The organism is Haloarcula sp. CGMCC 1.6347 (genome assembly GCF_037078395.1).
Taxonomy (GTDB): Archaea; Halobacteriota; Halobacteria; order Halobacteriales; family Haloarculaceae; genus Haloarcula; species Haloarcula amylolytica.
Genome location: NZ_JAYMGX010000002.1, coordinates 1,070,369 through 1,095,109 on the forward strand (window position 1 = coordinate 1,070,369; position 24,741 = coordinate 1,095,109).

Here is a 24,741-nt window from a genome sequence, read left to right on the forward strand (position 1 = left end):
CATCCTATCCTCCCCAGACGCGCCCGGACACCGCGATCCTCCCTTTCATATTCTACTCCCCCCGGCTTTCGCCGCAGACGGCAAGCGCTATCGTCCTGAAAAAGAGACGACAACGCGGGATGCGGTCCCGGAATCTCAGGCTGACGCGTCGCCACGAAGCGTCGCCCGAATGTCGTCCAGCCCGCCGGGGTCAGCCATGATCGCAACGCTGTCGCCCGGTTCGATTTCGGTCTGTGGGAGCGGAATCGTCATCGGTTCGTGGTCTTTGCCGTGTGCGTAGATGTGTGCGTCACCGGGCAGTTCCACCTCGACGACTCGTTTCCCGACGAACGGCGAGTCGTCGGGGATTCGGATACTCGCGACCGAGAGCTGTTCGGTCAGGTCGGCGAGAACGTTGAAGTCACCGCCCAGCAGTGCCGTCTTCGCGCCGGCCGCGCCCAGCCGCTCGGGGTAGATGATCTCGTCCACGTCGGCGGCGTACTTCTCGTAGATCTCCTCGCGGTAGTCGGCGTCGATCCGCAGGACGGTTCGACAGCCGAACTCCTTGCCGATCATACAGGCGGTGAAGTTCGTGTTCAGGTCGCCCGTGAGGCCGCCGATAGCGTCCGCGGTTTCGATGCCGGCATCGATGAGGACGCTCTCCTCATTGCCGTCACCCTGAACAGTCTCGAACCCGGTCTCCGTGGCCCGTTCGACCTTTACGGGGTCGTTGTCGACGATAACAACCTCGTGGCCCTCGCTCTGCAGAATCCGTGCGGTCCGAATGCCGACGCGGCCATAGCCAACGATAACGAACTTCATGGACAACGGTACGACGGCCACCATTAAAAATGTGAATGGGTGACAGGGTGGCGCGCGTTAGCCTTCTGTCGTCGCGGCTTCTTCAGTCGCGTTGTCCGTTTCGTCAGTCTCGTCGCTTTCGTCAGTCTCCTCGGTTCCGTCTTCGGTCTCGTCTGCTGGCGGCTCTTCGGTCTCGTTAGCTGGCGGCTCTTCGGTCTCGTCTGCTGGCGGCTCTTCAGTCTCGTCTGCTGGCGGCTCTTCAGTCTCGTCTGCTGGCGGCTCTTCAGTCTCGTCTGCTGGCGGCTCTTCAGTCTCGTCTGCTGGCGGCTCTTCAGTTTCGCCTTCGGTCGGCTCCTCAGTCTCGTTCGCCGGCGGCTCTTCGGTTTCATTCGTTGGCGGCTCTTCGGTCTCGTTCGCTGGCGGCTCTTCGGTCTCGTTCGCTGGCGGCTCCTCGGTCTCGTTAGCTGGCGGCTCCTCAGTCTCGTTCGCGGGCGGCTCTTCGGTCTCGTTTGCGGGCGGCTCTTCAGTTTCGCCTTCGGTCGGCACCTCAGTCTCGTTCTCAGTCGGCTCTTCGGGCACATCGACGGCCGACTCGATGGTTATCTCGGCGAACGCGCCGTCGTCGCGCGTGAAGACGCTATGAGTGTACGTATCCGGCTCGACACCGGTCGTGTCAACGGTGAACGTCACGTCAGTGGATTCGTTCGCGTCGAGGGTCACAGACTCGGAGGCCAGCGGCTGGCCACCCAGTCGGAACTCGACGGTCTGTGTCGTGTTGAAGTCGTTCGGGTTGGCGACGGACGCGTCGACAGTGATGTTGTCACCGGCGGTAGCGGTCGTCGGTGCGTCGAGGCTCTCCAGGGTGAACGATTCAGAGACGGTAACTGGAGCGACCTGCCCGTCGTCGCTGGTGAAGACACCGTGGCGGTAGTCACCGGGCGCGACGCCGGTTGTGTCCGCGGAGAACTGGACTGTGGTGGTCTCGTTGGGCTCAAGCGTGACGAGCGTCCGGTCGACGACAGCCCCGTCGAACCGGAACGCCACGGATTCAGTCACTGTAGTGTTCTCGTTGTTCGTGACCGTCGCGGCCACGTCAGCAGTCGAGTTCGGTGCGACGCTCTCCGGGGCAGTCAGGGAATCGACTGCGACACCTGTGTTCCCGGCTTGTTCTGACGGCGATGCCTGTTGCGCTGTCACGCCCGGTACAGCCCCGACCTGTGCGGTGAGGCCGCCGACGACGAGTAGCGCAGCGAAAACGGCGAGTGTGCGTGTGCGTATCATGATGTAGTTCTGCGGTGATCGGAAGGCAATGCGAACGATGCAACGGGTGACCAACACATAAACTGACGAGACAGTTCAATAGAATATAATAACCTGCTAAGCCGTCATCTGTTACTGCTGGCTCGGGAAAGTGAGACTGGGTGACACTTACCCAGTATTAAATTGTTTTGCTGGTGGTTAAGGTCTCGACGGAGAAGCGCGCGAGACAGTGTGTGACGCCGGAAAGCAGCCGCTATTACCAATCAGTAGAAACAGTCATGTCAGATCCCGATACACAAACGAGCGTCGCAGTGACAAGACGAAGAGTGCTACCGCACCTGTGACGACACCCTTTCGACACCGGTTTACCCGTCGACAGTAGAGGATTCGATGACTATGCGCGTGACGTTTCTCGGGACGAGTGGGGCCGTGCCGACGACCCAGCGCAACACGAGCAGCATCTTCGTCAACCGCGACGGCGACTACCTCCTCTTCGACTGCGGCGAGGGCACACAGCGGCAGATGATGCGCTACGGCACCGGCTTCGCTATCGACCACCTGTTCGTCACGCATCTCCACGGCGACCACGTCCTCGGGATTCCAGGGCTGCTCCAGACGTGGGACTTCAACGAACGCGAGCGGCCGATTGCCGTCCACACGCCGGCGGGCACGCGCGGGAACATCAAACAGCTCATCCAGGCCAACGGGACGACACCCTCGTTTCCCGTCCGCATCAACGAGGTGTCGGCCGGAGACGTAGTCCTCGACCGGCCGGAGTACGAGATTCGAGCCATCGAGACGGCCCATCGCTGTGCCAGCGTCGGCTACGTCCTCGACGAGGACGACCGGAAGGGGAAGTTCGACCGGGAGAAAGCCGAGGAGAAGTTCGGCATTCCGCCGGGGCCGAAATACTCCAAGCTCCACCGCGGCGAACCCGTCGAACACGAGGGCGAGACCATCCAGCCGGAGGCCGTCGTCGGGCCGCCCCGTCCCGGCCGACGGTTCGTCTACACCGGCGACACGCTCCCGAAAGAGAGCGTCATCGAGGCGAGCGAGGGCGCGGACCTGCTCGTCCACGACGCCACCTTCGCGGAGGACCGGAAGGAACGAGCGAAGGCGACGGCCCACTCCACTGCTCGGGAAGCCGCCGACGTGGCGCGACAGGCTGGGGCGTCGACGCTGGCGCTGACGCACATCTCGACGCGCTACGCCGCGAGCGCCGACCAGTTAGTCGACGAAGCCCGCGACGCGTTCGACGGTGAGGTCGTGCTCGCGGAAGACGGGATGGAGCGACGTGTCGAGTTCCCGGACGCGGACGAGTACTGATGAGATAGTGCAGCATTTATTCGTTGAAGCAATAACGGAGCCATGACACACCGATTAGTCCACGTCGGTCTGGGCGGCCAGGGCTCTACCTGGGCGACAGACGCGATTCCGCCGAACGTTCACGACGACCGAATCGAGGTCGTCGCCGCGGTCGATACCGACCCGGAACGGCACGAAGTAGCCGAACGGGAACTCGGGCTGTCGCCCGAGGAGTGTTACACCGACCTCGAAACCGCGCTCTCGGAGCGGCCGGCCGACATCTGTTCTATCGTGACGCCGCCGTCGACCCACGAGGCCGTGGTGGAGACGGCGCTCGCCCACGACCTGCACATCATCTCCGAAAAACCGATCGCCCACACGCTAGAGGCGTCGGTTCGGGTCGCCGAGAAGGTCGATAAGGCCGGCAAGAAGATGGGGGTCACGATGAGCCACCGGTTCGACCGGGACAAGACGACGTTCCGGCGCGCTGTCGAGGAGGCCGGCGACATCGACTATCTGACGGCTCGGTACACGGGTAACGTCCGCGAGCGAGGGTTCTACGCCGACTACGTCTACGAGATGGAGAACATGCTCCTGCTCGACGGCGCAATCCACCACCTCGACATCCTCGCGTCACTGGCCGATTCGCCCTGCGAGCGGGTGTACGCCGAGACGTGGACGCCCGAGGAGGCCGACTACGACGGTGACTGCAGCGGCCTCGTGACGCTGCATTTCGCTGACGGCACCCGCGCCCAGTACGAGGGCAGTTACGCCAACGCGACGACGCTGAACGGCTGGGGCCACGAGCAGTTCCGCGCCGAGTGCTCGGACCAGACGGTCCTCCTCGACCGCCGCGACGTCGAGCGGTTCCACGCCGACGCATACGACACCGGGAACTTCGAGAGCATCGGCAAGGGCGACGGCAAGACGGTACCGCTGGCAGAGCGGCCCCACTGGAAAAACGCCTGGCTCATCGAGCAGTTCTGCGACTGGATCGACGGCGGCGACCCGATGCCGACGAACGTCGACAGCGTCCTCGAATCGATGGCCATCGTCTTCGCCGCCATCGAGAGTAGCGAAACCGGCGAGGCCGTCGACGTGCAGGCGCTGCTCGACGACGCCCGCGCGAACGCCTGATTCCGCGTTTTACGCCAATTCACCGCGGAAGACATCGCCGCGGGGCTCGTACTCCATCTCCTCACAGACAGCGGTAGCCACGTCCGCGCTCCACTCGCGCTCGACGAGATGCACCGCGAGGTCCAGCCCCGACGTGACGCCGCCACAGGTCAAGACGTCGCCGTCGTCGACGACCCGGGCATCGACCACTGTCGCGTCGGTCGCCCGCAGGTCCTCGATTGCCCCGCCGTGTGTCACCGCGGGCCGGCCGTCGAGCAGACCGGCCCGGGAGAGGACCATCCCGCCGGTACAGACGCCGGCAACAGTCGTCCCGCGGTCGTGTGCCGCCGCGACGGCCTCGGGCAGGTCCCCGCGTTCGGCCTCTGTCCAGACGCCGGCCTCGTTTCGGTCGTTCCATCCGCCGCCGGCCACGACGAGCAAGTCCGGCACAACGTCGGCGAGCGGGCCGTCAGGCTCGACCCGAAGCCCATGGCTCGCGGTGACTATATCCGATTCGCGTACCGAGCGAAGCGTCACGTCCCACGACGCGCCAAAGCGCGCCGCGTTCTCGAACACCTCGTAGGGGCCGATGGCGTCCAGTTCGTCGAACCCGTCGAAACAGGCGATTGCGACAGTGTCCATGCCCACGACACGGCTGACAGCGGCAAATAGCCCGGTGATTGTGCGGGTCTCGGTACCGTCCGACAGTTGTCCGGAGCGCTCTTTGCCGACGCCGCCGAGCGGACAGGTATGTCCCACCCGTTTCACATCGTCGACGTGTTCGCGCAGGAGCGATACACCGGCAACCAGCTCGCCGTCGTGACGGACGCCGATGACCTGCACGAGGACGAGATGCAGGCTATCGCCGCGGAGATGGATTACTCGGAGACGACGTTCGTCACCGGGGAGCCGAGCGACGGCGCGTGGCCGGTCCGCATCTTCACGCCCGCGGCCGAGGTCCCCTTCGCCGGCCACCCGACCCTCGGGACGGTACAGGTCATCCGGGACCATCTGGCTGAGGGGCATCCCGAAACGGTGACGCTTGACCTGCCCGTCGGTGAGGTTCCGGTCGAAGTGCGAGAGCGCGACGGGCGGGAAACCCTGTGGATGACACAGCAGCCCCCCGAGTTCGGCGAGCAGTTGGCCCACGCGGACCTCGCTGCTGTACTCGGCCTGCCCGCTGACCGATTGGACCACGATTGGCCGGTGGAAATCGTCTCGACGGGGCTGGCGACAATCGTCGTGCCGGTGGCCGACCGCGACGCGCTGGGAGCCATCGACCTGGACCGCGACGCCTACGACGCCGTGACCGGCGACCGCGAGGCCAAGAACGTCCTGGCGGTCTGTCGAGAGCCGCGAAGCGAGGACAACGATCTCGCCGTCCGCGTGTTCGCGCCGTTCTACGACGTGCCGGAGGATCCCGCGACGGGCTCCTCGAACGGCTGTCTGGCCGCGTATCTCGCCCGCCACGAGATGCTCGGCAGTCCTGCCGTCGAGGCCCGCGTCGAGCAGGGCTACGAGATGGGGCGGCCGTCGCTATTGCACCTCTCGACTGACGGCAGCGGCGAGGACATCAGCGTCCGGGTCGGCGGCAGCGTCGTCCCCGTCGCTCGCGGCGATCTGCTGTAAGCGACCGCGACAGCCGCGTTACCGGCACACTCATTTCGCCCCGTCCACAACGCCGCGGCATGGACCTCGCACACACCGCGATCTGCGTCTCGGACCTCGACCGCGCAATGGAGTTCTACGACGCGCTGGGCTTCGAGGAGACGAATCGGTTCACGTTAGACGGCGTCGAGAACGTCTATCTCGGCCGGGACGGTGACGGCGACCTGCAACTGCGCTACGACCCCGGCCGTACCACCCCAATCGCGCCGAATCGCGCCGACGTGGACCACATCGCGTTCACCGTCGACGATGTCGAGGCGACCTTCGAGACAGCTATCGACGCCGGCGCTGCGCCGGTGCTCGAACCGACGGAAATCGACGCCGCCGACGCGTTCGCCGCCTTCGTCGAGGACCCCGAAGGGTACACGCTGGAGTTCTACCGCTGGCTCTGAGCGGCGGGACCGACGGCGAACGAGCAGTGCTCACCCAAGCAGGGAGCGCACCCGGCTGCGCCACAACGCTGCCGTCCGGGTGGCGACGAGTCGGGCCGGTGCGGACACCGCAGCGAGGAAGCCGCCGAAGCCGACGAGACACGTCACGGCGGCCACGCTGGCAACGACAATCGGGGAGAGGCCGGCACGCGTGAGGCCGGCGACTGCACCCGTCGTGAGTGCAAACGAGACGCCGAGGCCGATAGTGAGATACGCCGCAATCCCGGGTTCGAGCGGAATCCGCCCGAAGACGCCCCGAGCGTAGTAGATGACGTACCCGAAGACGACCAGATTCATGACGCCGTACCCGGCGGCCCCGGCGACCGCCCCGAACTCCGCCCCGAAGATCGCGGGCACTGGAACGCTGAACGCCAGTCCGTAGAGCTTCGTGCGGAAGGTCACGCTCGGTTTCCCGACACCCTCCATGGCGTGTGACGTGAGCGTCCAGAAGCCGCGGAGGATGTTCACGCCGCCGACGAGCAAGACAGTCGTCGAGAAGACACCCTCCGAGCCGGCGAAAGCGATCCGCGCAACCACGTCGTGTGCGGCCAACAGGTAGCCGAAAACGACGAAGGTGACGCCCGTCCCGCCGGTAACAGCCCCGTCGAGGTACGCGAGTTGCGTGTCGCCGGCGGAGGAGTCCCCGCTGACCTTCGTGAGCAGCGGGGAGGAGAGCCGCCAGGAGATCGTCGCCCCGAAGTCGGCGAACCGGTCGGCGGCCTCGTAGATACCGACGGCCGCCGGGGTCGCGACCACGCCTAACACGTACACCGGCATGTTGTACGACAGACGGTCCAGGACCTGGTCCGGGACGCTCCACTTGGCGAAGTTCCAGGCGCGCTCGACGGCGTGTCGATCCGGCAGCGCCGGGACGACACCCAGCGCGACGGTCACGGGAACGAGCACCGCCAGGCGAACCCCGGCTACGACGAACAGCAAGTCGCTGGCGGTCGTCAGTGTCGGGGCCAGCGCCAGCAGGATAATGAGCTGGATAGCGCTCTGGACGCCGTTAAGCCACGTCTGTACGCTCGGGTAGCCGATGGCACCGACCAGACTCGTCGCGATCATCGACAGTGCAACCGCAAGGGCGTACAGACCGACAGGCGCGAGCAGTCCCGGGGACACCACGGTATTGCGGACGATGACGCCGGCCAGCGCGGCCACAGCCCCACCGGCGACGACGAGATAGCCGAGGGCAAAGAGTATCGCCAGGCCGAAATACGGGCCGACAGCTTCGCCCCGTTCGCTGCCGACCTTCTGCAGCGTCTGGCTGATACCCCGGATCGGACGGAGGACGAGCGAGACCGAGATGCTGATGAAGAAATACGTGCCAGTCGCCCCAGGCGACGTGACGAACGCGTAGACGATGCCGCTGAGCACGAACAGCGTCGTCGAGAACAGCGCCCCGCTGGTCGTCAGAATCGAGGAGTCCAGCAGGTCTATCTCGTCGCCGTCGCGCTGTTCGACCATCGACCGAGTATCAGTGCTGGGGCCGGGAAAACGGTGCGGTGGTTGCACTGGCAGGCGGAACAGCAATGTGACAGGCGCTGTCGCTCCTCACTCGCAGTCAGTCACAGAAAACATCCGCTCACGGCTCACTCCGTTCGCCGTTTGCGTTTCCGGAGGTTCTCACTTCGTTCGAACTTCCCTACGCCAGGACTGGGATTTGAACCGATGGCGAGACGTTCCGGGGTGCTCGCTTCGCTGTGCTCCCGGGGCTGCGACTCGCGTGCTCAAATCCCAGTCAATGTACGTTTCGTGACTGCTGGCTCGCTCGTCGCTGTCGCTCCTCACTCGCAGTCAGTCACAGAAAACGCCAGGACTGGGATTTGAACCCAGAATCCCGAAAGGGAACACGCTTTCCAGGCGTGCGCCTTACCGTTCGGCCATCCTGGCACGTATTTCGAGAGTGCGAGGGCGGGCGATTAAGGGCTTTCGTTTCCGAACAGCCGGGGCTGCATGCGGTAAGAGGCCAGCGTCGCCCCGATGCCGACGGCTACGGCGACGCCAGCTTTGGCCGATATCGACACCGGCGTCCCGGCCAGCAGTTCGTAACCCTGAACGAGAACCAGAAACGCGAGGCTCCCGACGACGCCCCACAGGATGCTGCCCTTCGTTCGTGGGTCCATCAGCGCCCTCCGCTCCGTGCTGTTGTATCGGCAGGTACTGTCCGTGCGAGCCGTCGCATACACGAAGCGGTGGCCGCCACGGCTAAAGCCTCGCCGGAATCAGTCGAGAACAGTTCGCTCGGCGCGCTCTGGCTCGGGGGAGAGACCCAGTCAGACGAGCACGTCGACCTCGTACCCCTCGTCGGTGAGCGCGTCGATGAGTTCGTCGACGTGGTCGTGGCCGCGGGTCTCCAGATCCAGTTCGACCTCGGCCGAACTCATCGCCACGTCGCGACTGGTCCGGTCGTGCTCGATGCCGTAGATGTTGACCTGCTCGCGCGAGAGGACCTCGACGAGTTCCTCCAGCGCGCCGGGGCGGTCCTGGAGGACGGTCCGGATCTTGAGATAGCGGCCGGTCTCGACGAGGCCGCGCATGATGACGTTGGTCAACATGTTCAGGTCGATGTTCCCGCCACACAGCGCGGGGACAATCGTCTCGTCGTCCTCGAAATCGAACTTCTCCTCCATGACGGCGGCCAGCGCGACGGCACCCGCGCCCTCGGCGAGTGTTTTCGAGCGCTCTAACAGCGTCGTCAGGGCGACAGCGATCTCGGAGTCCGACACCGTCACGACCTCGTCGACGCGTTCGCTGATGACCTCGAACGTCTGTTCGCCGGTGGTACGAGTGGCGATGCCGTCGGCGATGGTCTCGACGCTGTCACGTTCGATTCGGTGGCCCTTCTCCAGGGATTCGGCCACGCTGGACGCTCCCTCGGCCTGGACACCGACGACGCGGATACTTTCGTCCTTGCCTTTGAGCGCCGTGGCGATGCCGCTGATGAGCCCGCCGCCGCCGATTGGAACGACGACCGTGTCCACACCGGGGAGGTCCTCGTAGATTTCCAGTCCGATGGTCCCCTGACCCGCCATCACTTTCTCGTCGTCGAAAGCGTGGACGTAGGTCCGGCCCTCTTCGCGCTCGAGTTCGTGGGCGTGTTCGGCGGCCGCGTCGTAGTCCCTGCCGTAGAGGACCACGTTGCCGCCGTAGCTCCGGGTCGCCTTCACTTTCGAGACCGGGGCTCGTTCCGGCATCACGATTTTCGAATCGACGCCGATTCGCGTGGCGGCCAGTGCAACTCCCTGGGCGTGGTTGCCGGCGCTCGCCGTGACGACACCGGCTTCCCGTTCAGCGTCCGAGAGCGACGCGATGCGGTTGGTCGCACCGCGTATCTTGAACGAGCCTGTCCGCTGGAACAGTTCGAGCTTGAGATGGACATCCGCGCCTGTCATCGCAGAGAACGTGTGCGAGTAATCGAGCGGTGTGTGTCTGGCCGTTTCGGAGACGGTGTCCTGTGCCGCGAGGACGTCCTCAAATGAGAGCATGGGAGTGGCTATTCACCGGACCGTGTTATACTGTCGGCCGACCATGCGGCATCGACGGTCGCCACAGCCGCGACTGCTCGGGTAGTGTCCTGAAACGGAAAGGGGGAGCGTGTGACTGCACGCGGGAGAACGAACGCGATTGACTTAAATCCCGTCGTAGCGCGGTGAAAGTGAAAGTGCAGGACAGCGTTCGGGTGGAGCTGCCCACCTGTCGTTCATCACATGAAGTGAACGTTGGCTAGCCGGACAGAACTGTTTTACACTCGGTATCCCAGAACGTAGTAGATGGATACCTGGCTGCGACGGACGCTGGTGTATATCGTCGCACTTGGCGGCATCATCCTGGGGTACGCGTTCGCGTACGACTACGGAATGGCGACGTTCGAAAACGACCCGCAACCGTTCCTGCGGTCGCTTCGCGTCGTGGTCGAAACGTTCACCACGACCGGGTACGGCTCGGACGCGCCGTGGAGCACTACGGAGATGCGGCTACTCGTCATCGTGATGGACATCACCGGCGTCGTGCTCATCTTCCTCGCACTGCCGGTGTTGCTGTTTCCGCTGTTCGAAGAGGCGATGGAGACGAAAGCCCCGAATACGGTCGAAAACGGTCTCAGCGACCATGTCGTCATCTGTCAGTTCTCCCCCCGCGGCGAGACGCTCGTCACCGAACTCGACACCTGGGACGTCGACTACGTCGTCGTCGAACCGGACCGGAACCGGGCCAACGACCTCTACGAAGACGGGTACTACGTCATCCACGCCGACCCGCAGTCCGTCGACGGCCTCGAACGGGCCAATCTGTCGTCCGCCCGCGCGCTCGTGGCCGACGCGTCCGACCAAGTGAACACCAGTATCATCCTCACCGCCCGCGAAGTCGACGAGTCCGTCCAGACCGTCAGCGTCGTCAAGGAACCCGACCGGGCGAAGTACCACGACCTCGCCGGCGCCGACGCCGTCCTGTCACCGCGAGGCCTACTCGGCGAGAGCCTCGCGAGCAAGGTCACGACCGGCGTCTCGACGACGCTCGGGGATTCGATAGAGATCGGCGAGGACTTCGACATCGCCGAACTGCCGATCCACCGCGGGAGCGACCTCGTCGGAACAACGCTGGCCGACAGCGGCATCCGCGAGGGGACCGGCGTCAACGTCATCGGTGCGTGGTTCCGCGGCCAGTTCGTGAGTCCGCCCGACCCTGACGCTGAACTCGACGGCAGTACTGTCCTGCTGGTCTCGGGGACCGAACGTCAGCTGGAAAAGCTCAAGGAAATGACGCTTTCCAGCGTGCGCGGCTTCCGCCGCGGGGAGACGGTCATCATCGGTGCCGGCGAGGTCGGCCAGACGATCACGTCGGCGCTCACGAACGCCGGGGTGCCGCACACAGTGCTCGATCAGACCGACGAGCCCGGCGTCGATGTCGTCGGTGACGCCACGGAGCCCGATGACCTGCGACACGCTGGCGTCGGCGCGGCCAGAACGGTTATTCTTGCCCTATCGGAGGACACCGACACCGAGTTCGCGACACTTGTCATCCGTGACCTCAACCCAGATGTCGAAATCATCGCCCGCGCCGAGGAAAGCGAGAACGTCCAGAAGATGTACCGGGCGGGCGCGGACTACGTCCTCGCGCTGTCGACGGTCAGCGGCCGGATGCTCGCCTCCACGATCCTCGAAGACGAAGACGTCATCTCGATGGACCAGCAAGTCGAGGTCATCCGCGTCGCTGCCGACGGCCTCGGTGGTACGACGCTCGGCGAGGCCGATGTCCGCTCGCGGACGGGCTGTACGGTCGTCGCCATCGAACGCGACGGCGCAGTCATCACCGACCTCGGTCCTGACGTGACTATCGAACCGACTGACAAGCTCGTCATCGCCGGCACCGACGACGGCGTGACGCGGTTCAAGTCAGTGTTTGGCTAACCACCTTTTTCGGCCTCGGGTGCGCTTCACGCACCGCTCGGCGCAAAAACGTGGTCTTGCTGAGCGGAGTCGTTCGAGGGGCGCTTGCGCCCCTCGTGATGACGAGAGAGCGAAGCTCTCTCGAACCACGAAGCAAGGCTCGAAAGACGAGCCTCGCGAGTCTTTCGGTGGCGAAAAAGGCCGAACGCTCGCTATGCTCGCGTTCGGTGAACCGCTCACTTCGTTCGCGGACAGTCGCTACGCGTCCGTTACCGCAGAGTTCGATATTGGAGAGACTCGACAGGGGATGCATCTTGTGCCGATTCCGAGAACCGGCGGCGTCGCCGCCGGACGCTGGCCGCCCTGCCCTTCCCCGGTTCGCGCGATGAAACGCGCTCACGGCCACGCGGTAGTGATAGGCTACGGACGACTGACAGCGGGAGCGCCTTACCGCTCGTCCAGCGGCACGAACTCCGTCTCGTCGGGGTTCTTGCCGACGTACCGGGCGCGGGGTCGGATCAGACGGTTATCCTCGATGTACTCGAAGACGTGGGCGACCCAGCCGCCGACGCGGGACATCGCAAAGATGGGGGTGTAGATGTCGATGGGGATGCCCATCTGGTAGTACGTCGATGCCGAGTAGAAGTCGACGTTGGGGGCCAGCCCCTTCTCTTCCATGAGGTAGTCCTCGATGGTGGTCGACATCTCGTACCACTTGAGCGTCCCGGCGGCCTCGCCGAGTTCCTTCGAGCGCTCGCCGAGAATCTTCGCACGCGGGTCCTTGACGTTGTAGACGCGGTGGCCGAAGCCGGAGACGCGGCGGCCCTCGTCGAGGGCGTTCTTGACCCAGTCCAGCGGGTCGGATTCGGCGTCGTCGACCTCCTTTAGCATCTCCATAACGTCCTGGTTGGCGCCGCCGTGGAGCGGTCCTTTCAGCGTCCCGATGGCGGAGGTGACCGCGCTGTGAACGTCCGATAGCGTCGACGCCGTCGTGATGGCCGAGAACGTCGAGGCGTTAAGCCCGTGGTCGGCGTGGAGGACGAGTGCCTGGTCGAACACGTCGGCGAGCACGTCGTCGGGCTCCTCGCCGTTGAGCATGTACAGGAAGTTCGCGGCGTGGTCGAGGTCGTCGCGAGGTGCGACGGGTTCCTTGCCGTCGCGGATGCGAGTGAACGCCGCGATGATGGTCGGAATCTTGGCCGTGATCCGCCGCCCAGTTTCGAGATTGACCGTCTCGTCGGTCGGTTCGGCGTCCTCGGGCGCAGGGTCGAACGCCGAGAGCATCGACACCGCGGTCCGCAGCGCTGCCATCGGGTTCTCGTCCGCTTCGGCGAGCTGTCGCACGGTCGAGATGACATCGTCGTCCACGCCGCGTGCGTCCACCATCGCCTGCTTGAACTCGGAGAGCTCGTCCCGGTTCGGCAGGTGACCGTGCCAGAGCAGGTACAGCACCTCTTCGTAGCTGGCACCCTTCGCGAGGTCCTCGATGGTGTACCCCCGATACACGAGCTTGCCAGCGTCGCCGTCGATAACGCTGAGTTCGGACTCGGCGACGATGACACCCTCGAGTCCCTTCTTGAGGTCGTCGGACATACGCAATCTCTTCCCTACCTTCCGGGAAAAACATTTTCTTTCCGAGCGTGTGTGGCACAATGTCAGGAACAGTTATTGGACGACTGTCCATCTGATTACCGGTCTATTTGGGTCGATACCCCAACGTAGCACCCACACTGGTATGCAAACGGCCAGTCATAGCCAATAGCGGGGCGCGCTATCTCCTCACACAGTGAGGAACGTTTTTGCTCGGGGGCATCGAACCGGCGGCCATGGACCCGACAGGGACGGTCGAGTACGAACCGGTCAGCGTCAAGCAGGTACTGGCCGAGATGAAAGACACCGCCGAGTTGCTCATCGACCTCTCGTACTCGGCTGTCCTGCTGGGTAGCGACGACGTGGCCGCGGAGGTGCTGGAGTTAGAGGAGAAGATGGACGTGCTCCAGTTGCGCGCACGCATGAGCCTCCTGATGGCCTGCCGGTCGACGGCGGACGCGGAGTCGCTGGCCCCCGTCCTGGGGATGGTCGGGGCCGCCGAGAAGATCAGCGACGCCGCCGGCGACATCGCCAAGATAGTCCTAGAGGATATCGGCCTGCCGGATACGATGCGGGCGGCCCTGCCCGAAGCCGTCGAGACGCTCGTGCGGGCGACAATCGGTTCGGACTCTCGGCTAGCCAATGAGACGCTGGGGGGCCTGAACCTCGAAACCGAGACCGGCGTCCGCGCGCTGGCGATTCGCCGGCAGGGGAACTGGCTGCTCAACCCCGACCGGGAGACGCGCCTCGAAGCGGACGACGTGGTACTGTTCCGTGGCCCCGAGGACGGTATCGCCGAGGTGTATCAGGACGCGACCGGCGACGTGTACGAACCGCCGGAACCGCCCGAGGGTGGCGTCCGGGACCTCGAACGCGCCGTCGACTCTATCGTCCTGATGAAAGACATGGGCGAGCTGGCGGTTGACCTAGCCTACGGCGCGGTACTGTTCGACAGCACAGAGGTCGCCGAAGAGGTCGTCGAACTCGAAGCCGAGGTCGACGCGCTGCAGTCCCGCTTCGAGGCCTGGACGCTCCGGGCCGCCGCTGACATCGACGACCCCGTGTCGCTGCGGGGCCTCGTCCACCTGGCCCGGTCGACAGAGGTTATCTCCGACGCCGCACTGGAGATGAGCGAGGGTGTCCTGCGAGGGCTGTCGACGCATCCGGTCGTCGCCGAGGCCGTCCAGGAGTCCGACGAGGTCATCGTTCGGACGACAGTGTACCCCGACAGCGATCTCGCCGGGACGACCATCGGCGACGCGGAAGTCAAGACGGCAACAGGTATGCGCATTATCGCGATCCGCCGCGGGGCCGGAGAGAGCGATCGGACCGGGCGCGAGGGCGGCGACTGGGTCGTCTCGCCAGGGCCGGAAACGCAGATTCAGACGGGCGACGTGCTCATCGCGAAGGGGACTCGAACCGGCGGCGGTCGGCTTACAGAACTGGCCGAGGGAAAATAGCGTTTTGCTACTGTCTTGCGAGTCGCACAGCCGACAGGGCCGTGAACAGCGCCGTCAGCAGACCGCCCAGCGACGTCGCGAGAACGAACCCCAGCGCCACGTAGAACCCCATCGGGCGCTGGGTCCCCGGCAGGACGAACAGGGCGAACAGCCCCGCCGTGAACAGGCCGGCGAGTACGAAGCCGATTTTCGCGTTCCGTGGCACGTTCAGCGCCGCGACCATCGCCGCTTTCCCGCTCTGTGGCTCGGACTGGGACACACCTGTCGATAGGGCCGGCGGCCCCAAGATGCCGTCGGTCCGGCGCAACTGCTGGCGGAATCCGAACCAGTAAAGGCTCCCAAGGCAAACGTGGGAACAATGGTTACTTTCGGTACGGCGACCGCCGCCCCCGGTGAGAAAGACACGGGGCGGCTGGAGGTCGGTGAGACCCGCGACGGGTCGACGTTCGGGCTACCGGTCGCCGTCGTCAACGGTGTCGACGACGGACGGACACTCTACATACAGGCGGCCAGCGACGGCGACGAACTGAACGGCGTCGGCGTCATCCAGCGAACACTCCCGCAGCTCGACCCGACGGAGCTATCCGGGACGATTCTGGTCTGTGGCGTCGTCAACTACCACGCGTTCCAGGTCGCCGAGCACCGCAACCCGATCGACGACACGAAGATGAACCGGGCGTATCCGGGCGACAAAACGGGCACGTCGAGCGAGCGCATCGCCGCGGCGACGTTCAACGCCGCCATCAGCGCCGATTACGTGCTCGACCTACATCAGGGGTCGACCTCGCAAATGATCGACGAGGTGCGGGTCCGGTGTGGCACCCGCCACCGCCTCCACGAGGAGTGTCTCGAACTCGCGAAAGTGTTCGGCTGTGGCTACATCCTCGACCAGAAAGGCCCCGACGGCCAGTTGGCCCGCGCCGCCCCCGACGAGGGCGTGCCGACAATCGACCCCGAACTCGGCGGCTGTGTCGGCTGGGACGAGGATTCCATCCAGCGCGGTGTCAACGGCGTCTTCAACGTCCTGAACTACTACGGGTTCCTCGACGGTCACCACGACACGCGCCCCCAGACCCGCGCTTCCGGGTTCGAACAGTACGGCTCTCCCGTCGGCGGCCTCATCGACCTCAAGCCCGACCTCGGCGACCGCGTCGCCCGCGGCGAGACGCTGTTCGAGGTGACCGACGTGTTCGGCGAACCGAAGGCCGAAATCACCGCCGACTCCAGCGGCGTGTTCTGGCGTGCCCGTCGACTCCCGCAGGTCGCGACCGGCGAGTACGTCTGCTCGGTCGGGACGAACGTGGATACCTACTAACAACCACTTTTCACTTCGGAGGGTGTCCTCGGCCGCGGTGCGGCCGCCCGGCCATCGCTCTGTGCGCTCCGCCAGCCCAGCCGCAGGCACCGACTACCGCGCCACAGACGCCGCCAGCTTTTGGACGGTTCGCCACGGAGCAAGCCCATGCGCACCTGTAGCGTCTGCGACCGGGAGTACCCCCGTGAGGTACCCTGGCGGTGTTCCTGCGGGGCTCCGCTTGATTACGCCAGCCAGCCCCTGCCCGACAGCCGACCGGCGCAGTTCTCGCGGGCCAGCGGCGTCTGGGACTTCGCTGACTTCCTCCCGATGGGTGAGCGGGTCAGTTTAGGCGAAGGCTGGACGCCGCTGGTCGACGCGCCCGAGTGGGACGCCACGTTCAAACTGGAGTATCTCCACCCGACGGGGAGTTTCAAGGACCGCGGCGCGGCGACGGTCATCGCCGAAGCGCTCGAAGTCGGAGCCGACCGCGTGCTCGAAGATTCCTCGGGCAACGCCGGGCTGGCAGTCGCGTCCTACGCGGCACGAGCGGGCCTGGACGCGAAGATATACGTCCCGGCGAGCGCGAAGGAAGCGAAGGTTCGCCGCATCGAACGGACCGGAGCCGACGTGGTCCCGGTCGAGGGGAGGAGAGAGTCCGTAACCGCGGCCTGTATCGACGCCGTGGAGAACGGGGCGGGCTGGTACGCCAGCCACGCCTGGAACCCCGCGTTCTTCGCCGGGACGGCGACGGCCGCCTACGAAATCGCCGCCCAGAGAAACTGGAGCGTGCCGGACGCCGTCGTCACACCGCTCGGTCACGGGACGCTGTTTCTCGGCCTCTACCGCGGGTTTCGGGCACTGGAGCAAGCTGGATGGACGGACGCTATCCCGCGTATACTGGGGACGCAAGCGGTCGGGTACAGTCCCATCGCCGACGAGGAGGGCAGTACACCGGACGCCGCTGCTGCCAACGATCTCGCCGACGGGATCCACATCCGTGACCCGCCGCGTGCCCATCAGATACGGCATGCAATCGACGAAACCGATGGTGCCGCCGTCGCCGTCTCCGCGGCGGCAACCGAGCGAGAGCGCGACCGACTCAGTGGGGCAGGGTTTCACGTCGAGCCGACGTGTGCGACGGCGACGGCGGCGCTCCCTCAGTTCAGAGAGCGGGGAGAACTCCAGGACGGTGACGACGTGGTTGTTGCGTTGACCGGACGAAACGGCTAGCCTACCGCATCAGCAGTGTCGAGACCGGAAAGTCGGCATCGACGGAGAGCCACTGGTCCTCTACGTCTGTCGTGTCGACATCTGGCGCGTAGCAGATGAGTCGCTCACTACCGTCGGGACGGGAGCGTACCACGGCAGGTAGCGTTCCCTCGTCAGCGTCAGCCGCTGCCGTCACCGCACTCGTCGACCGGGTATCGGAGTCCATATCTCGATTCACGACAGGTATCATTATTGTTACCTGTCGATTATCGGGCGTAAGGGCTACTGAACGTCGTCAAGCGGGACGAGAAGGTCAGACGAAACGGCCAGCCAGTTCGCTTCCAGTTCGGAGGGCGTGCTGCCGGGCAGATACAGGATCGAGCGCTGGCCGCCGCCCGCAGCCGGCTCGTGTTCGACAGTCAATAGCTTCTCGGCGACCTCGCCGTCGGCCGTATTTCGCCGCTGGGTGTCTGCCCCTTCGGTGCTCATGGCCGCACATAACGGTATATCAATATTGTTATCCGTAGTCTAAATCGAGATATATCCCCGTATTACCGGAATATTCGTGGTGCTTACTCGACGGTAGCCGGTTCGAACCAGATGGAAGACAGGACCAGGGCCACGATTGATCGTCGGGTGGGAGGTTTACGTGACGATATCACACCGCATTCGAATTGTTGTCGCTCATTTCCGCATAAGTCGTCCCCGAGGTCGAGAGAGACCGGTACACCGCGACGCTAATCCGTCTCAGCGGGACGGGTGAGTGGGCGCGTCGAACCCGCCACGGACCAGCGGCTTGGCGATGTGGCGGCGCGCGACCGGCGGCACTTCGTACCAGCCGCGTTCCAGTCCCCGCTCTATTGACTGCTCGGTCTTGCCGTCGGCGCTGGTCCCGCAGTCCCGACACCGATAGCCCTGGTTCCGGCCGGCGGATTTCATCGACCGCCCACAGTCCGGGCAGTCCGGCGTGACGGGTTCCGTCCGAACGAGTTCCCGAGCCGCGAACTTCTCCAGTTTGAGCGTGCCGTCGGTCACTTCGCCACAGGCGGTGATTCGGTCGCCCACCCTGAGCGAGCGGACCCGGTCGCGAAAGCCCTTCGTCGGCTCGAAGGCCGCACAGTCGAGGGTCGTATCGTCGCCCTCGAGCGTAACGAACACATGCCCGCCCTCCCGCGTTTCGGGGGCCTCGACCACGTCGCCGGTGACGCGGTAGGCGCTGTCAGCCGTGACCGCGTCGAGGGTCGCGTCCTGTAGATGAACGTCCGTTCCCTGGTTCGTCACGAACGTCGCCCGGCGGGCGATGGGTTCGCTGTCGATCGCGTCGGCGACGGCGCGACAGGTGTCGGGGTCGTCGCCGCGGATCCCGTAGAGAATCGGACACGGCGTCCGGGGAACGCAGACCGGATAGCCCGATGCACGGTCGACAGTGTCCCACACGTCGGGGTAGTACTCGGCCGCCACGGCGCGGACGCTCTCGCCGTCGACCGCCCGCTCAGTGCCCCACCGGTCTTGCTCCCGGTAGGCGATGTGTTCGTAGGTCCAGTCCGACAGCGCGGCCCAGGCCCCGACCGCCGCGAGCGCGCCGACGAGGCCGCGGCCGTTGCCCCGCTGGCAACGGGCGAACCCGACCACGTCGGCTAGCGTCGTCGCAGCCATCGGGTCCTGTATCGACTGGATTGTCTCGCGGGCGAACGTTGCGACCTGCGGTGGGACGTCTTCGGGGTCGCAGTCGGCGACGACAGCGCCGGGGTTGGTCCGCGGGTCGTCGGTCTCGGCCATGTCGAGCACGTCCTCGGCCAGTCCACGCACCGTGTCGGCGTCGAGGTCAGTATGCACCGCCAGCGCCGCGTTCCCGCGGGTCTTGTGCTCGACGGCGGGGTTCAGTCGGACGAGCAGCAGTCGCTCGACGGTCCCGCCAGCGTTCCGTATCGACTCCGCGAGGGTGGCGGCGGCGTAGGTCGTACACATCCCCCGCTCGCGCGAGTCCGTGTCATCGAGGCCGACGACAGTCACGCTACTCTGTAGCCCCGAGGCGGTCAAACGCCTTTCGTCACGTCCCGGTTCCCGGCCTGAAACCTCAACGAACGGCGCAATGCATATAATGGGTGAACGGTCTAGACTCAGTAGAGGTACAGAGTACTATGTCACGGTCGGCGCTGGTGGAAAACGTCATGGCGATGCTCGAAGACGCTGGCTTCCTCGTCAGCGACCGCTGTGCGATTCGTCCGAAGAGTTTCGACATCGCTGCTCGTCGCGGTGAGGACGTGTTGCTCCTGAAGATACTGGGCAACATCGACGCCTTCGACGCACAGACAGGGGGCGAGATGCGGCGACTGGGCACGTACCTGAACGCCACGCCGATTGTCATCGGCCTCCGGACGCGCGACGAGGAACTGAAACCCGGCGTCGTCTACTTCCGGCACGGCGTCCCCGTGCTGTCGCCCGACACCGCGATGGACCTGTTCGTCGAGGAGGTCCCACCGCTCATCTACGCCGCTCCGGGCGGGCTTTACGTCAACATCGACTCGGAGATCCTCGCCGACGTGCGCGAGGACCGCGACTGGTCGCTGGGCCGTCTGGCGAAGGAACTTGGCGTCTCCCGACGGACGGTCTCGAAATACGAGGACGGCATGGACGCTTCCGTCGAGGTGGCCGCCGAACTGGAGGACCTGTTCGACGCGCCGCTGACCTCGCCGGTGAGCGTCCTCGACGGCGCCGAAGAGGTCCGGGACGACGAGCCGACACCGGACGACCCCGATGTCGCACCGGAAGACCAGCCGATTGTGACGGTATTCACCCGTATCGGCTTCGAGGTCCACCCGACGGACCGCGCGCCCTTCAAGAGCGTCAACGAGAGCGACGACGAGCACGGGCAGGTCCTTGCCGGTCACTCGGCGTTCACCGAGACGGCCGAGAAACGGGCGCGCATCATGTCCTCGGTCGGCGAGGTAACCCGGACCCGGTCGGTGTACGTCGTCGACGAACTCCGGCGGGAGTCCGTCGAGGGGACCGCGCTCATCGAAAAAGAGGAGATGGAGAACATCGAGGACGCCATCGACCTGCGCGACCTCATTATGGAGCGCGGCGAGGACCGCGAGGAAGTCGCCTGAGCGGGCGCTCTCAGTCTTCGCTGTCACGTAAAAACGAGAACCACCGCAAGCCCCGGGTCTACTGCCCGTACGTCTCTTCGAGATACTCGACAATCCACCTTTTTCGTCGTTACCCCTCCTCGCTCGTTCCACTCGCTGCGGGAGGGGTCTCTGCTCACGGGCGCGATGCGCCCGTTCGCATGGTCAGCGGGACCTTCGGTCCCGCTCGACTCGAAAAACGTGGGCGAAAAACGGTCGCGCGTAGCGCGACCGCGATAGAGATGTCTTACTGCCCGTACGTTTCTTCGAGATACTCGACGATGTCGTCGGATTCAGGCATCCCGTCGACGCCGTTGTCCTCGTCGACGAGGACGGGAACGCCCGTCTGGCCCGAAACCTCCTTCACTTCGGTCCGCTCGCCGTGGGACCGCGGGACCATGTGGGACTCGTAGTCGAGGCCCAGCTCGTCGAGTTTCTTGATTACCTTCGCACAGTACGGACACCCCTCGAGTTCGTAGAGTTCGAGATTAGCCATTTGCACTCGTGGGTAGGCGAGCCAGCGTCAAGAACACATCGGTGGTGTGTCCCGGCCGCGCAGGGCCGAGAGCGTTCCGGCCAGCGCTACACGTCGATATCGTCGGGTGCGTCGGCCAGCAGGTCCGACGCCGTCACGAGCGAGGACAGTTCGAGGTCGTGGTCAGCGAGGTTCTCGCTGGCCCCCTCCTCGCGGTCGACGACGACGAGCACGCGATTGACGACAGCGCCGGCCTCGCGGAGCGCCTCGGCGGCGTCGACCGCGCTCTGGCCGGTCGTCGCGATGTCTTCGAGGATGATGACCTCCTCGCCGTCGGCCAGATCCCCTTCGATTCGGTTGCCCGTGCCGTACTCCTTTGCCTGCTTGCGGGCGATAACGTAGGGGATGCCCGTCTCGACACTGGTGACTGCGACCAGCGGGACCGCACCGAGGGCGACGCCGGCGAGCGTGGCGTCCGTGTCCCACTCAGCGATGCGCTCGGCGAAGGCCCCGGCGATGAGATCCAGACAGTCGGGGTTTGTCTCGAAGACGTACTTGTCGACGTAGTAGTTCGACGTGCCGCCGTGGGAGAGCTCAAACTCCCCGAACTTGACGGCGTCGGCGTCCCGTAGCGCCGCGATGAGGTCGTCGTTTGCCATACGCTCACTGCACGGTCACGGGGCTAATGACTGTTGAATTCGGACAGCGACATTCCTAAGCCCCTCCGCGTCAGACACTCGCTCGAATGCAAGTTTTCGGGTCGAGCGGCGTCCGGGGTGTCGCGGGCGATGAGCTGACACCGCGGTACGTCCTTCGGGTTGCACAGGCCGCCGGGGACGTCTGGCGTGACGACCACGACCGCGTGGCAATCGCCCGGGACACGCGGACGACCGGGCGGACGTTTATCAACGCCGCGACGAGCGGCCTGACGACCGTCGAGTTCGACGTCGACCGCCTCGGCGTCGTGCCGACGCCAGGGCTGCAGGCCTACTGTGAGCGTGAAGGGGTTCCGGGCGTGATGATTACTGCGAGTCACAATCCGGCCGCGTACAACGGCGTGAAGCTCATCGGCGCGGACGGCGTCGAACTGACGCGGGACACGCTCGACCACGTCGAGCAGTCTCTGCGAGACGACACCCCGGCCTACGCGGACTGGGAGACAGTCGGGTCCGACACCGCCATCGATAGCGCCCGCCGCCGCTACCGCGAGCAGGTGCTGTCTGCCGTCGACCGCGACCGTATCGCCGACGCCGACCTCACTATCGTCGTCGACCCCGGGCACGGCGCGGGCTCGCTGACGAGCCCCGACCTGTTCCGCGAACTCGGCTGTGAGGTCCACACCGTCAACACCCAGCCCGACGGCCACTTCCCCGGCCGCGACCCCGAACCCGTCGCCGAGAACCTCGGAGACCTCCGGGCGTTCGTCCGGGCGACCGACGCCGACCTCGGCTTTGCCCACGACGGCGACGCCGACCGCGGGATGTTCGTCGATGAAACCGGGACACACATCGAAGGCGACGCCGCGCTGGCGGCGCTCGCGGCGGCGGAAATCGAGTCGGGCGACGGCGTCGTCTCTGCGGTCAACGCCTCCCAGCGCCTTGTGGACGTGGTCGAGGACGCCGGCGCGACCCTCTCGCTGACCCCCATCGGCTCGACGTACATCGTCAGCCGCATCCGCAAACTGCAGGACGAGGGGACCCACGTCGCGATTGCCGGCGAAGGCAACGGCGGCATCCTCTTTCCCGACTACCGCATCGCCAGAGACGGCGCGTTCACCGCCGCGAAGTTCCTCGAACTCGTCGCCGAGCGGCCCGCGAGCGAGGTGGCCGCGGACTACGACGACTACTACAACGTCCGGCGGAACCTCGAATACGAGACCGAAGACGAGCGCGAAGCGATGCTCGAAGGCATCGAGGCCCACGCGAACGACGCGACGGCCGACCTCGACACGACGGACGGCTACCGCCTCGACTACGGCGACGGCTGGGTACTGGCCCGACCGTCCGGCACGGAGCCCGTCGTCCGGGTCTACGCAGAAGCGCGGACACTCGACCGCGCCGAAGAACTGGCCGAAACGATGGTCACGCGAGCGACCCAGCGGACAGACACTTACAGCGGCGAATAAGTCTCCAGCGCGTCGTCGATAGCCGCCCTGGCCTCGCGGGCGGTCGATAGTTCCTGTTCGACAGCGCCGCTTGCCAGTCGCTCGCGCTCTGATTCCGTGAGTTCCGAGCGAGCGACGGCGCTCTCCCGGAGCCGCTCGTAGTCGTCCCGCTCAGCGAGTCCACGCACCTCCCGTAGCCCCGCGACCACGGACTCGTCGGCGAAGCGGGCGACAACCGAGCGGTACTCACGGCAGAACCACGGCAGAGCGTCGGCCGACGGCGGCGGCCAGTCGACCCGCACCGGCTCAGCGTCGAGCCGCCGGAGATACGTCTGCCGGGTGGCGACGGCGCTGCGGAGCGCCGCGGCGTCGTCGACGTAGTGGTCCAGTTTCGAGGCGGAGTAATCGGCGTACTCAAGCAGTGTCGGAATCGGCTCCCGGCCGGCGTCGTGCTCGCGGACGTAGGTCAGCAGTTCCGCAGGCGGGGACCGGAACTCGACCAGCGGGTACGCCTCCGCGCGCTCGATGACGGCCAGGGCCTCCCGGGCCGGCGTGTTGCGCCGAAACTCGGTGAACGCCTCGGTGACGGCGTCGTTGTAGCGCTCGATGGGGTCACGGAGATGCTCGACCGGCGCATCGAGGTCGGCGTCGCCGAGGCGCTGGAGGCGTTCGAGGTCGTCGATGCGGTCGCTCAGTTCGTCGCGTCGACGGTTCGCCTCGGTCCGGGCCTTCTTGTACCGCTCGCGTGCGTCGTCAAGTTCGTCGAGTCGCCCGACGAGGTCGCCGACGGGCGACAGCATCTCGCGGGCCTGCTCGAAGTCGCCCTCGGTGAGTCGCCGCTGCTGGAGGAAGTCGTCGACTTCTTCGAAGGTATCGCGCTCGGGCAGGTCCTCGGGGAGATCGTCGGTCAGCGTCCCGACGCGGCCCTGAAACTCCATGAACGCCTCGAAGTCGCCGCCGCCGGTCGCCCGCCCGTCGTAGCTTTCGAGTAGCGTCCGCAGTTCGCTGTAGATGCCACGGCAGTCACGGAGCGCGTCTGCGCCGACCTCCTCGACGCGTTCCTGTGCCCGGTCGTGCGTCTCGGCGGCCTGTTCGAGGCGCTCAACGGTGTCGGGAGTTCCTGCACTGCTTTCGATCTCAGTATCGGATCGCGCCATCAGTACACGTCGTCGGGGTCGAACACTCGCTCGCCGACCGTCTCGCCGTCGACAGTCCGGTGAAAGCAGGACTCGTAGCCGGTGTGGCACGCCCCGCCGGTCTGGTCGACGACGTACAGCAGCGCGTCCCCGTCGCAGTCGACCCGCACCTCTTCGACGGCCTGCGTGTGGCCGCTGGTCCCGCCCTTGTGCCAGAGTTCGTCCCGGCTCCGCGAGTAGTAGTGGGCTTCCCCCGTCTCGCGGGTCTTCCGGAGCGCTTCCTCTGTGACGTAGGCGAGCATGAGCACCTCGCCGGTGTCTGCGTCCTGTGCGACAGCGGGGATGTACTCCTGCTCGTCGAACGCGAGGTCGACCTCGGTCATACTCGGGCC

Annotated in this window: 25 protein-coding genes and 1 tRNA gene; 10 read left to right on the top strand and 16 right to left on the bottom strand. The window is 65.5% G+C overall.

Features of this window, described 5'->3' with window-relative positions; genetic code table 11:
• Nucleotides 1-135: 135 nt before the first annotated feature.
• Nucleotides 136-801 (bottom strand): potassium channel family protein, encoded by a 666-nt coding sequence (locus VI340_RS13985; protein WP_008307399.1) that lies wholly within the window; start codon nucleotides 799-801, stop codon nucleotides 136-138.
• A 57-nt stretch (nucleotides 802-858) separates the two neighbouring features.
• Nucleotides 859-2,061 (bottom strand): hypothetical protein, encoded by a 1,203-nt coding sequence (locus tag VI340_RS13990; protein WP_336358572.1) that lies wholly within the window; start codon nucleotides 2,059-2,061, stop codon nucleotides 859-861.
• A gap of 369 nt (nucleotides 2,062-2,430) precedes the next feature.
• Between VI340_RS13990 and rnz the strand changes: the two genes are divergently transcribed.
• On the top strand, nucleotides 2,431-3,366 hold the full coding sequence (gene rnz / locus VI340_RS13995; RefSeq protein ID WP_008307395.1) for a ribonuclease Z: 936 nt from the start codon (nucleotides 2,431-2,433) through the stop codon (nucleotides 3,364-3,366).
• 42 nt (nucleotides 3,367-3,408) lie between these two features.
• Nucleotides 3,409-4,482, top strand: a complete 1,074-nt coding sequence (locus tag VI340_RS14000; RefSeq protein WP_008307393.1) for a Gfo/Idh/MocA family protein — start codon at nucleotides 3,409-3,411, stop codon at nucleotides 4,480-4,482.
• A gap of 9 nt (nucleotides 4,483-4,491) precedes the next feature.
• Here the strand turns inward: VI340_RS14000 and VI340_RS14005 are convergent, their stop codons facing one another.
• The gene (locus VI340_RS14005) at nucleotides 4,492-5,220 is read right to left on the bottom strand and encodes a DJ-1/PfpI family protein (RefSeq protein ID WP_008307392.1); all 729 of its coding nucleotides are present in this window, start codon (nucleotides 5,218-5,220) and stop codon (nucleotides 4,492-4,494) included.
• Here VI340_RS14005 and VI340_RS14010 point away from each other — a divergent pair.
• Both VI340_RS14010 and VI340_RS14015 read left to right on the top strand, forming a co-directional pair.
• A complete protein-coding gene (locus VI340_RS14010; protein ID WP_336358573.1) occupies nucleotides 5,212-6,090 on the top strand; it encodes a PhzF family phenazine biosynthesis protein in 879 nt (292 codons plus the stop codon). The genes VI340_RS14005 and VI340_RS14010 overlap by 9 nt on opposite strands.
• Before the next feature lie 59 nt (nucleotides 6,091-6,149).
• Nucleotides 6,150-6,521: a VOC family protein gene (locus VI340_RS14015; RefSeq protein WP_008307390.1), complete on the top strand. Its 372-nt coding sequence runs from the start codon at nucleotides 6,150-6,152 to the stop codon at nucleotides 6,519-6,521.
• A 30-nt stretch (nucleotides 6,522-6,551) separates the two neighbouring features.
• Here VI340_RS14015 and VI340_RS14020 read toward each other — a convergent pair whose 3' ends face one another.
• The 4 genes from VI340_RS14020 to ilvA form a co-directional block, all read right to left on the bottom strand.
• Nucleotides 6,552-8,030, bottom strand: a complete 1,479-nt coding sequence (locus tag VI340_RS14020; RefSeq protein ID WP_336358574.1) for a transporter — start codon at nucleotides 8,028-8,030, stop codon at nucleotides 6,552-6,554.
• 344 nt (nucleotides 8,031-8,374) lie between these two features.
• Nucleotides 8,375-8,456 (bottom strand) — tRNA-Ser (locus VI340_RS14025).
• Nucleotides 8,457-8,485: 29 nt separating this feature from the next.
• Nucleotides 8,486-8,689, bottom strand: a complete 204-nt coding sequence (locus tag VI340_RS14030; RefSeq protein WP_008307388.1) for a hypothetical protein — start codon at nucleotides 8,687-8,689, stop codon at nucleotides 8,486-8,488.
• 150 nt (nucleotides 8,690-8,839) lie between these two features.
• A complete protein-coding gene (gene ilvA / locus VI340_RS14035; RefSeq protein ID WP_008307386.1) occupies nucleotides 8,840-10,051 on the bottom strand; it encodes a threonine ammonia-lyase in 1,212 nt (403 codons plus the stop codon).
• 285 nt (nucleotides 10,052-10,336) lie between these two features.
• On the opposite strand from ilvA, the gene VI340_RS14040 reads away from it, so the two are divergent.
• Nucleotides 10,337-11,971, top strand: a complete 1,635-nt coding sequence (locus tag VI340_RS14040) for a potassium channel family protein (protein WP_336358575.1) — start codon at nucleotides 10,337-10,339, stop codon at nucleotides 11,969-11,971.
• A 426-nt stretch (nucleotides 11,972-12,397) separates the two neighbouring features.
• Here the strand turns inward: VI340_RS14040 and citZ are convergent, their stop codons facing one another.
• Nucleotides 12,398-13,543, bottom strand: a complete 1,146-nt coding sequence (gene citZ, locus VI340_RS14045; protein ID WP_014041557.1) for a citrate synthase — start codon at nucleotides 13,541-13,543, stop codon at nucleotides 12,398-12,400.
• A 233-nt stretch (nucleotides 13,544-13,776) separates the two neighbouring features.
• On the opposite strand from citZ, the gene VI340_RS14050 reads away from it, so the two are divergent.
• On the top strand, nucleotides 13,777-15,000 hold the full coding sequence (locus tag VI340_RS14050; protein WP_336358576.1) for a potassium channel family protein: 1,224 nt from the start codon (nucleotides 13,777-13,779) through the stop codon (nucleotides 14,998-15,000).
• Nucleotides 15,001-15,007: 7 nt separating this feature from the next.
• Here VI340_RS14050 and VI340_RS14055 read toward each other — a convergent pair whose 3' ends face one another.
• Nucleotides 15,008-15,259, bottom strand: a complete 252-nt coding sequence (locus VI340_RS14055; RefSeq protein WP_420182172.1) for a DUF7536 family protein — start codon at nucleotides 15,257-15,259, stop codon at nucleotides 15,008-15,010.
• Between the two features lie 99 nt (nucleotides 15,260-15,358).
• Here VI340_RS14055 and VI340_RS14060 point away from each other — a divergent pair, with 99 nt between their 5' ends.
• Together VI340_RS14060 and VI340_RS14065 are read left to right on the top strand one after the other, a co-directional pair.
• Nucleotides 15,359-16,315: a succinylglutamate desuccinylase/aspartoacylase family protein gene (locus VI340_RS14060; RefSeq protein ID WP_336358577.1), complete on the top strand. Its 957-nt coding sequence runs from the start codon at nucleotides 15,359-15,361 to the stop codon at nucleotides 16,313-16,315.
• A gap of 147 nt (nucleotides 16,316-16,462) precedes the next feature.
• Nucleotides 16,463-17,527, top strand: coding sequence for a pyridoxal-phosphate dependent enzyme (locus VI340_RS14065; RefSeq protein WP_336358578.1), 1,065 nt, complete (start codon nucleotides 16,463-16,465; stop codon nucleotides 17,525-17,527).
• 1 nt (nucleotide 17,528) lies between these two features.
• On the opposite strand, the gene VI340_RS14070 is transcribed toward VI340_RS14065, so the two are convergent.
• The 3 genes from VI340_RS14070 to VI340_RS14080 form a co-directional block, all read right to left on the bottom strand.
• On the bottom strand, nucleotides 17,529-17,732 hold the full coding sequence (locus tag VI340_RS14070; protein ID WP_050007395.1) for a hypothetical protein: 204 nt from the start codon (nucleotides 17,730-17,732) through the stop codon (nucleotides 17,529-17,531).
• A gap of 56 nt (nucleotides 17,733-17,788) precedes the next feature.
• Entirely contained in the window at nucleotides 17,789-17,995 is a 207-nt protein-coding gene (locus VI340_RS14075; RefSeq protein WP_336358579.1) for a hypothetical protein, read from the bottom strand.
• Between the two features lie 258 nt (nucleotides 17,996-18,253).
• The gene (locus VI340_RS14080; protein ID WP_336358580.1) at nucleotides 18,254-19,519 is read right to left on the bottom strand and encodes a tRNA(Ile)(2)-agmatinylcytidine synthase; all 1,266 of its coding nucleotides are present in this window, start codon (nucleotides 19,517-19,519) and stop codon (nucleotides 18,254-18,256) included.
• A 128-nt stretch (nucleotides 19,520-19,647) separates the two neighbouring features.
• On the opposite strand from VI340_RS14080, the gene VI340_RS14085 reads away from it, so the two are divergent.
• The gene (locus tag VI340_RS14085; RefSeq protein ID WP_008307370.1) at nucleotides 19,648-20,616 is read left to right on the top strand and encodes a transcriptional regulator; all 969 of its coding nucleotides are present in this window, start codon (nucleotides 19,648-19,650) and stop codon (nucleotides 20,614-20,616) included.
• Nucleotides 20,617-20,881: 265 nt separating this feature from the next.
• Here VI340_RS14085 and VI340_RS14090 read toward each other — a convergent pair whose 3' ends face one another.
• Together VI340_RS14090 and pyrE are read right to left on the bottom strand one after the other, a co-directional pair.
• Nucleotides 20,882-21,130, bottom strand: coding sequence for a glutathione S-transferase N-terminal domain-containing protein (locus VI340_RS14090; RefSeq protein ID WP_008307368.1), 249 nt, complete (start codon nucleotides 21,128-21,130; stop codon nucleotides 20,882-20,884).
• Nucleotides 21,131-21,216: 86 nt separating this feature from the next.
• Nucleotides 21,217-21,768, bottom strand: coding sequence for an orotate phosphoribosyltransferase (gene pyrE, locus VI340_RS14095; protein ID WP_008307366.1), 552 nt, complete (start codon nucleotides 21,766-21,768; stop codon nucleotides 21,217-21,219).
• 86 nt (nucleotides 21,769-21,854) lie between these two features.
• On the opposite strand from pyrE, the gene glmM reads away from it, so the two are divergent.
• The gene (gene glmM / locus VI340_RS14100) at nucleotides 21,855-23,234 is read left to right on the top strand and encodes a phosphoglucosamine mutase (RefSeq protein ID WP_336358581.1); all 1,380 of its coding nucleotides are present in this window, start codon (nucleotides 21,855-21,857) and stop codon (nucleotides 23,232-23,234) included.
• On the opposite strand, the gene VI340_RS14105 is transcribed toward glmM, so the two are convergent.
• On the bottom strand, nucleotides 23,219-24,370 hold the full coding sequence (locus tag VI340_RS14105) for a DUF7118 family protein (RefSeq protein ID WP_336358582.1): 1,152 nt from the start codon (nucleotides 24,368-24,370) through the stop codon (nucleotides 23,219-23,221). The two genes, glmM and VI340_RS14105, sit on opposite strands and share 16 nt — an antisense overlap.
• Nucleotides 24,370-24,732 (bottom strand): phosphoribosyl-AMP cyclohydrolase, encoded by a 363-nt coding sequence (hisI, locus tag VI340_RS14110; RefSeq protein WP_336358583.1) that lies wholly within the window; start codon nucleotides 24,730-24,732, stop codon nucleotides 24,370-24,372. The genes VI340_RS14105 and hisI overlap by 1 nt, the downstream gene beginning before the upstream one ends.
• Nucleotides 24,733-24,741: the final 9 nt, after the last annotated feature.

Excerpts from the sequence above, each read along its gene's own strand:
- VI340_RS14060 (WP_336358577.1), top strand. The coding sequence starts at position 15,359 with ATGGTTACTTTCGGTACGGCGACCGCCGCCCCCGGTGAGAAAGACACG.
- VI340_RS14020 (WP_336358574.1), bottom strand. The coding sequence starts at position 8,030 with ATGGTCGAACAGCGCGACGGCGACGAGATAGACCTGCTGGACTCCTCG.
- VI340_RS14015 (WP_008307390.1), top strand. The coding sequence starts at position 6,150 with ATGGACCTCGCACACACCGCGATCTGCGTCTCGGACCTCGACCGCGCA.
- ilvA (WP_008307386.1), bottom strand. The coding sequence starts at position 10,051 with ATGCTCTCATTTGAGGACGTCCTCGCGGCACAGGACACCGTCTCCGAA.
- VI340_RS14105 (WP_336358582.1), bottom strand. The coding sequence starts at position 24,370 with ATGGCGCGATCCGATACTGAGATCGAAAGCAGTGCAGGAACTCCCGAC.
- citZ (WP_014041557.1), bottom strand. The coding sequence starts at position 13,543 with ATGTCCGACGACCTCAAGAAGGGACTCGAGGGTGTCATCGTCGCCGAG.
- VI340_RS14000 (WP_008307393.1), top strand. The coding sequence starts at position 3,409 with ATGACACACCGATTAGTCCACGTCGGTCTGGGCGGCCAGGGCTCTACC.
- VI340_RS14040 (WP_336358575.1), top strand. The coding sequence starts at position 10,337 with ATGGATACCTGGCTGCGACGGACGCTGGTGTATATCGTCGCACTTGGC.
- VI340_RS14030 (WP_008307388.1), bottom strand. The coding sequence starts at position 8,689 with ATGGACCCACGAACGAAGGGCAGCATCCTGTGGGGCGTCGTCGGGAGC.
- glmM (WP_336358581.1), top strand. The coding sequence starts at position 21,855 with ATGCAAGTTTTCGGGTCGAGCGGCGTCCGGGGTGTCGCGGGCGATGAG.
- pyrE (WP_008307366.1), bottom strand. The coding sequence starts at position 21,768 with ATGGCAAACGACGACCTCATCGCGGCGCTACGGGACGCCGACGCCGTC.
- VI340_RS14075 (WP_336358579.1), bottom strand. The coding sequence starts at position 17,995 with ATGAGCACCGAAGGGGCAGACACCCAGCGGCGAAATACGGCCGACGGC.
- VI340_RS14070 (WP_050007395.1), bottom strand. The coding sequence starts at position 17,732 with ATGGACTCCGATACCCGGTCGACGAGTGCGGTGACGGCAGCGGCTGAC.
- VI340_RS14085 (WP_008307370.1), top strand. The coding sequence starts at position 19,648 with ATGTCACGGTCGGCGCTGGTGGAAAACGTCATGGCGATGCTCGAAGAC.
- hisI (WP_336358583.1), bottom strand. The coding sequence starts at position 24,732 with ATGACCGAGGTCGACCTCGCGTTCGACGAGCAGGAGTACATCCCCGCT.
- VI340_RS14010 (WP_336358573.1), top strand. The coding sequence starts at position 5,212 with ATGTCCCACCCGTTTCACATCGTCGACGTGTTCGCGCAGGAGCGATAC.
- VI340_RS13985 (WP_008307399.1), bottom strand. The coding sequence starts at position 801 with ATGAAGTTCGTTATCGTTGGCTATGGCCGCGTCGGCATTCGGACCGCA.
- VI340_RS13990 (WP_336358572.1), bottom strand. The coding sequence starts at position 2,061 with ATGATACGCACACGCACACTCGCCGTTTTCGCTGCGCTACTCGTCGTC.
- VI340_RS14065 (WP_336358578.1), top strand. The coding sequence starts at position 16,463 with ATGCGCACCTGTAGCGTCTGCGACCGGGAGTACCCCCGTGAGGTACCC.
- rnz (WP_008307395.1), top strand. The coding sequence starts at position 2,431 with ATGACTATGCGCGTGACGTTTCTCGGGACGAGTGGGGCCGTGCCGACG.
- VI340_RS14090 (WP_008307368.1), bottom strand. The coding sequence starts at position 21,130 with ATGGCTAATCTCGAACTCTACGAACTCGAGGGGTGTCCGTACTGTGCG.
- VI340_RS14050 (WP_336358576.1), top strand. The coding sequence starts at position 13,777 with ATGGACCCGACAGGGACGGTCGAGTACGAACCGGTCAGCGTCAAGCAG.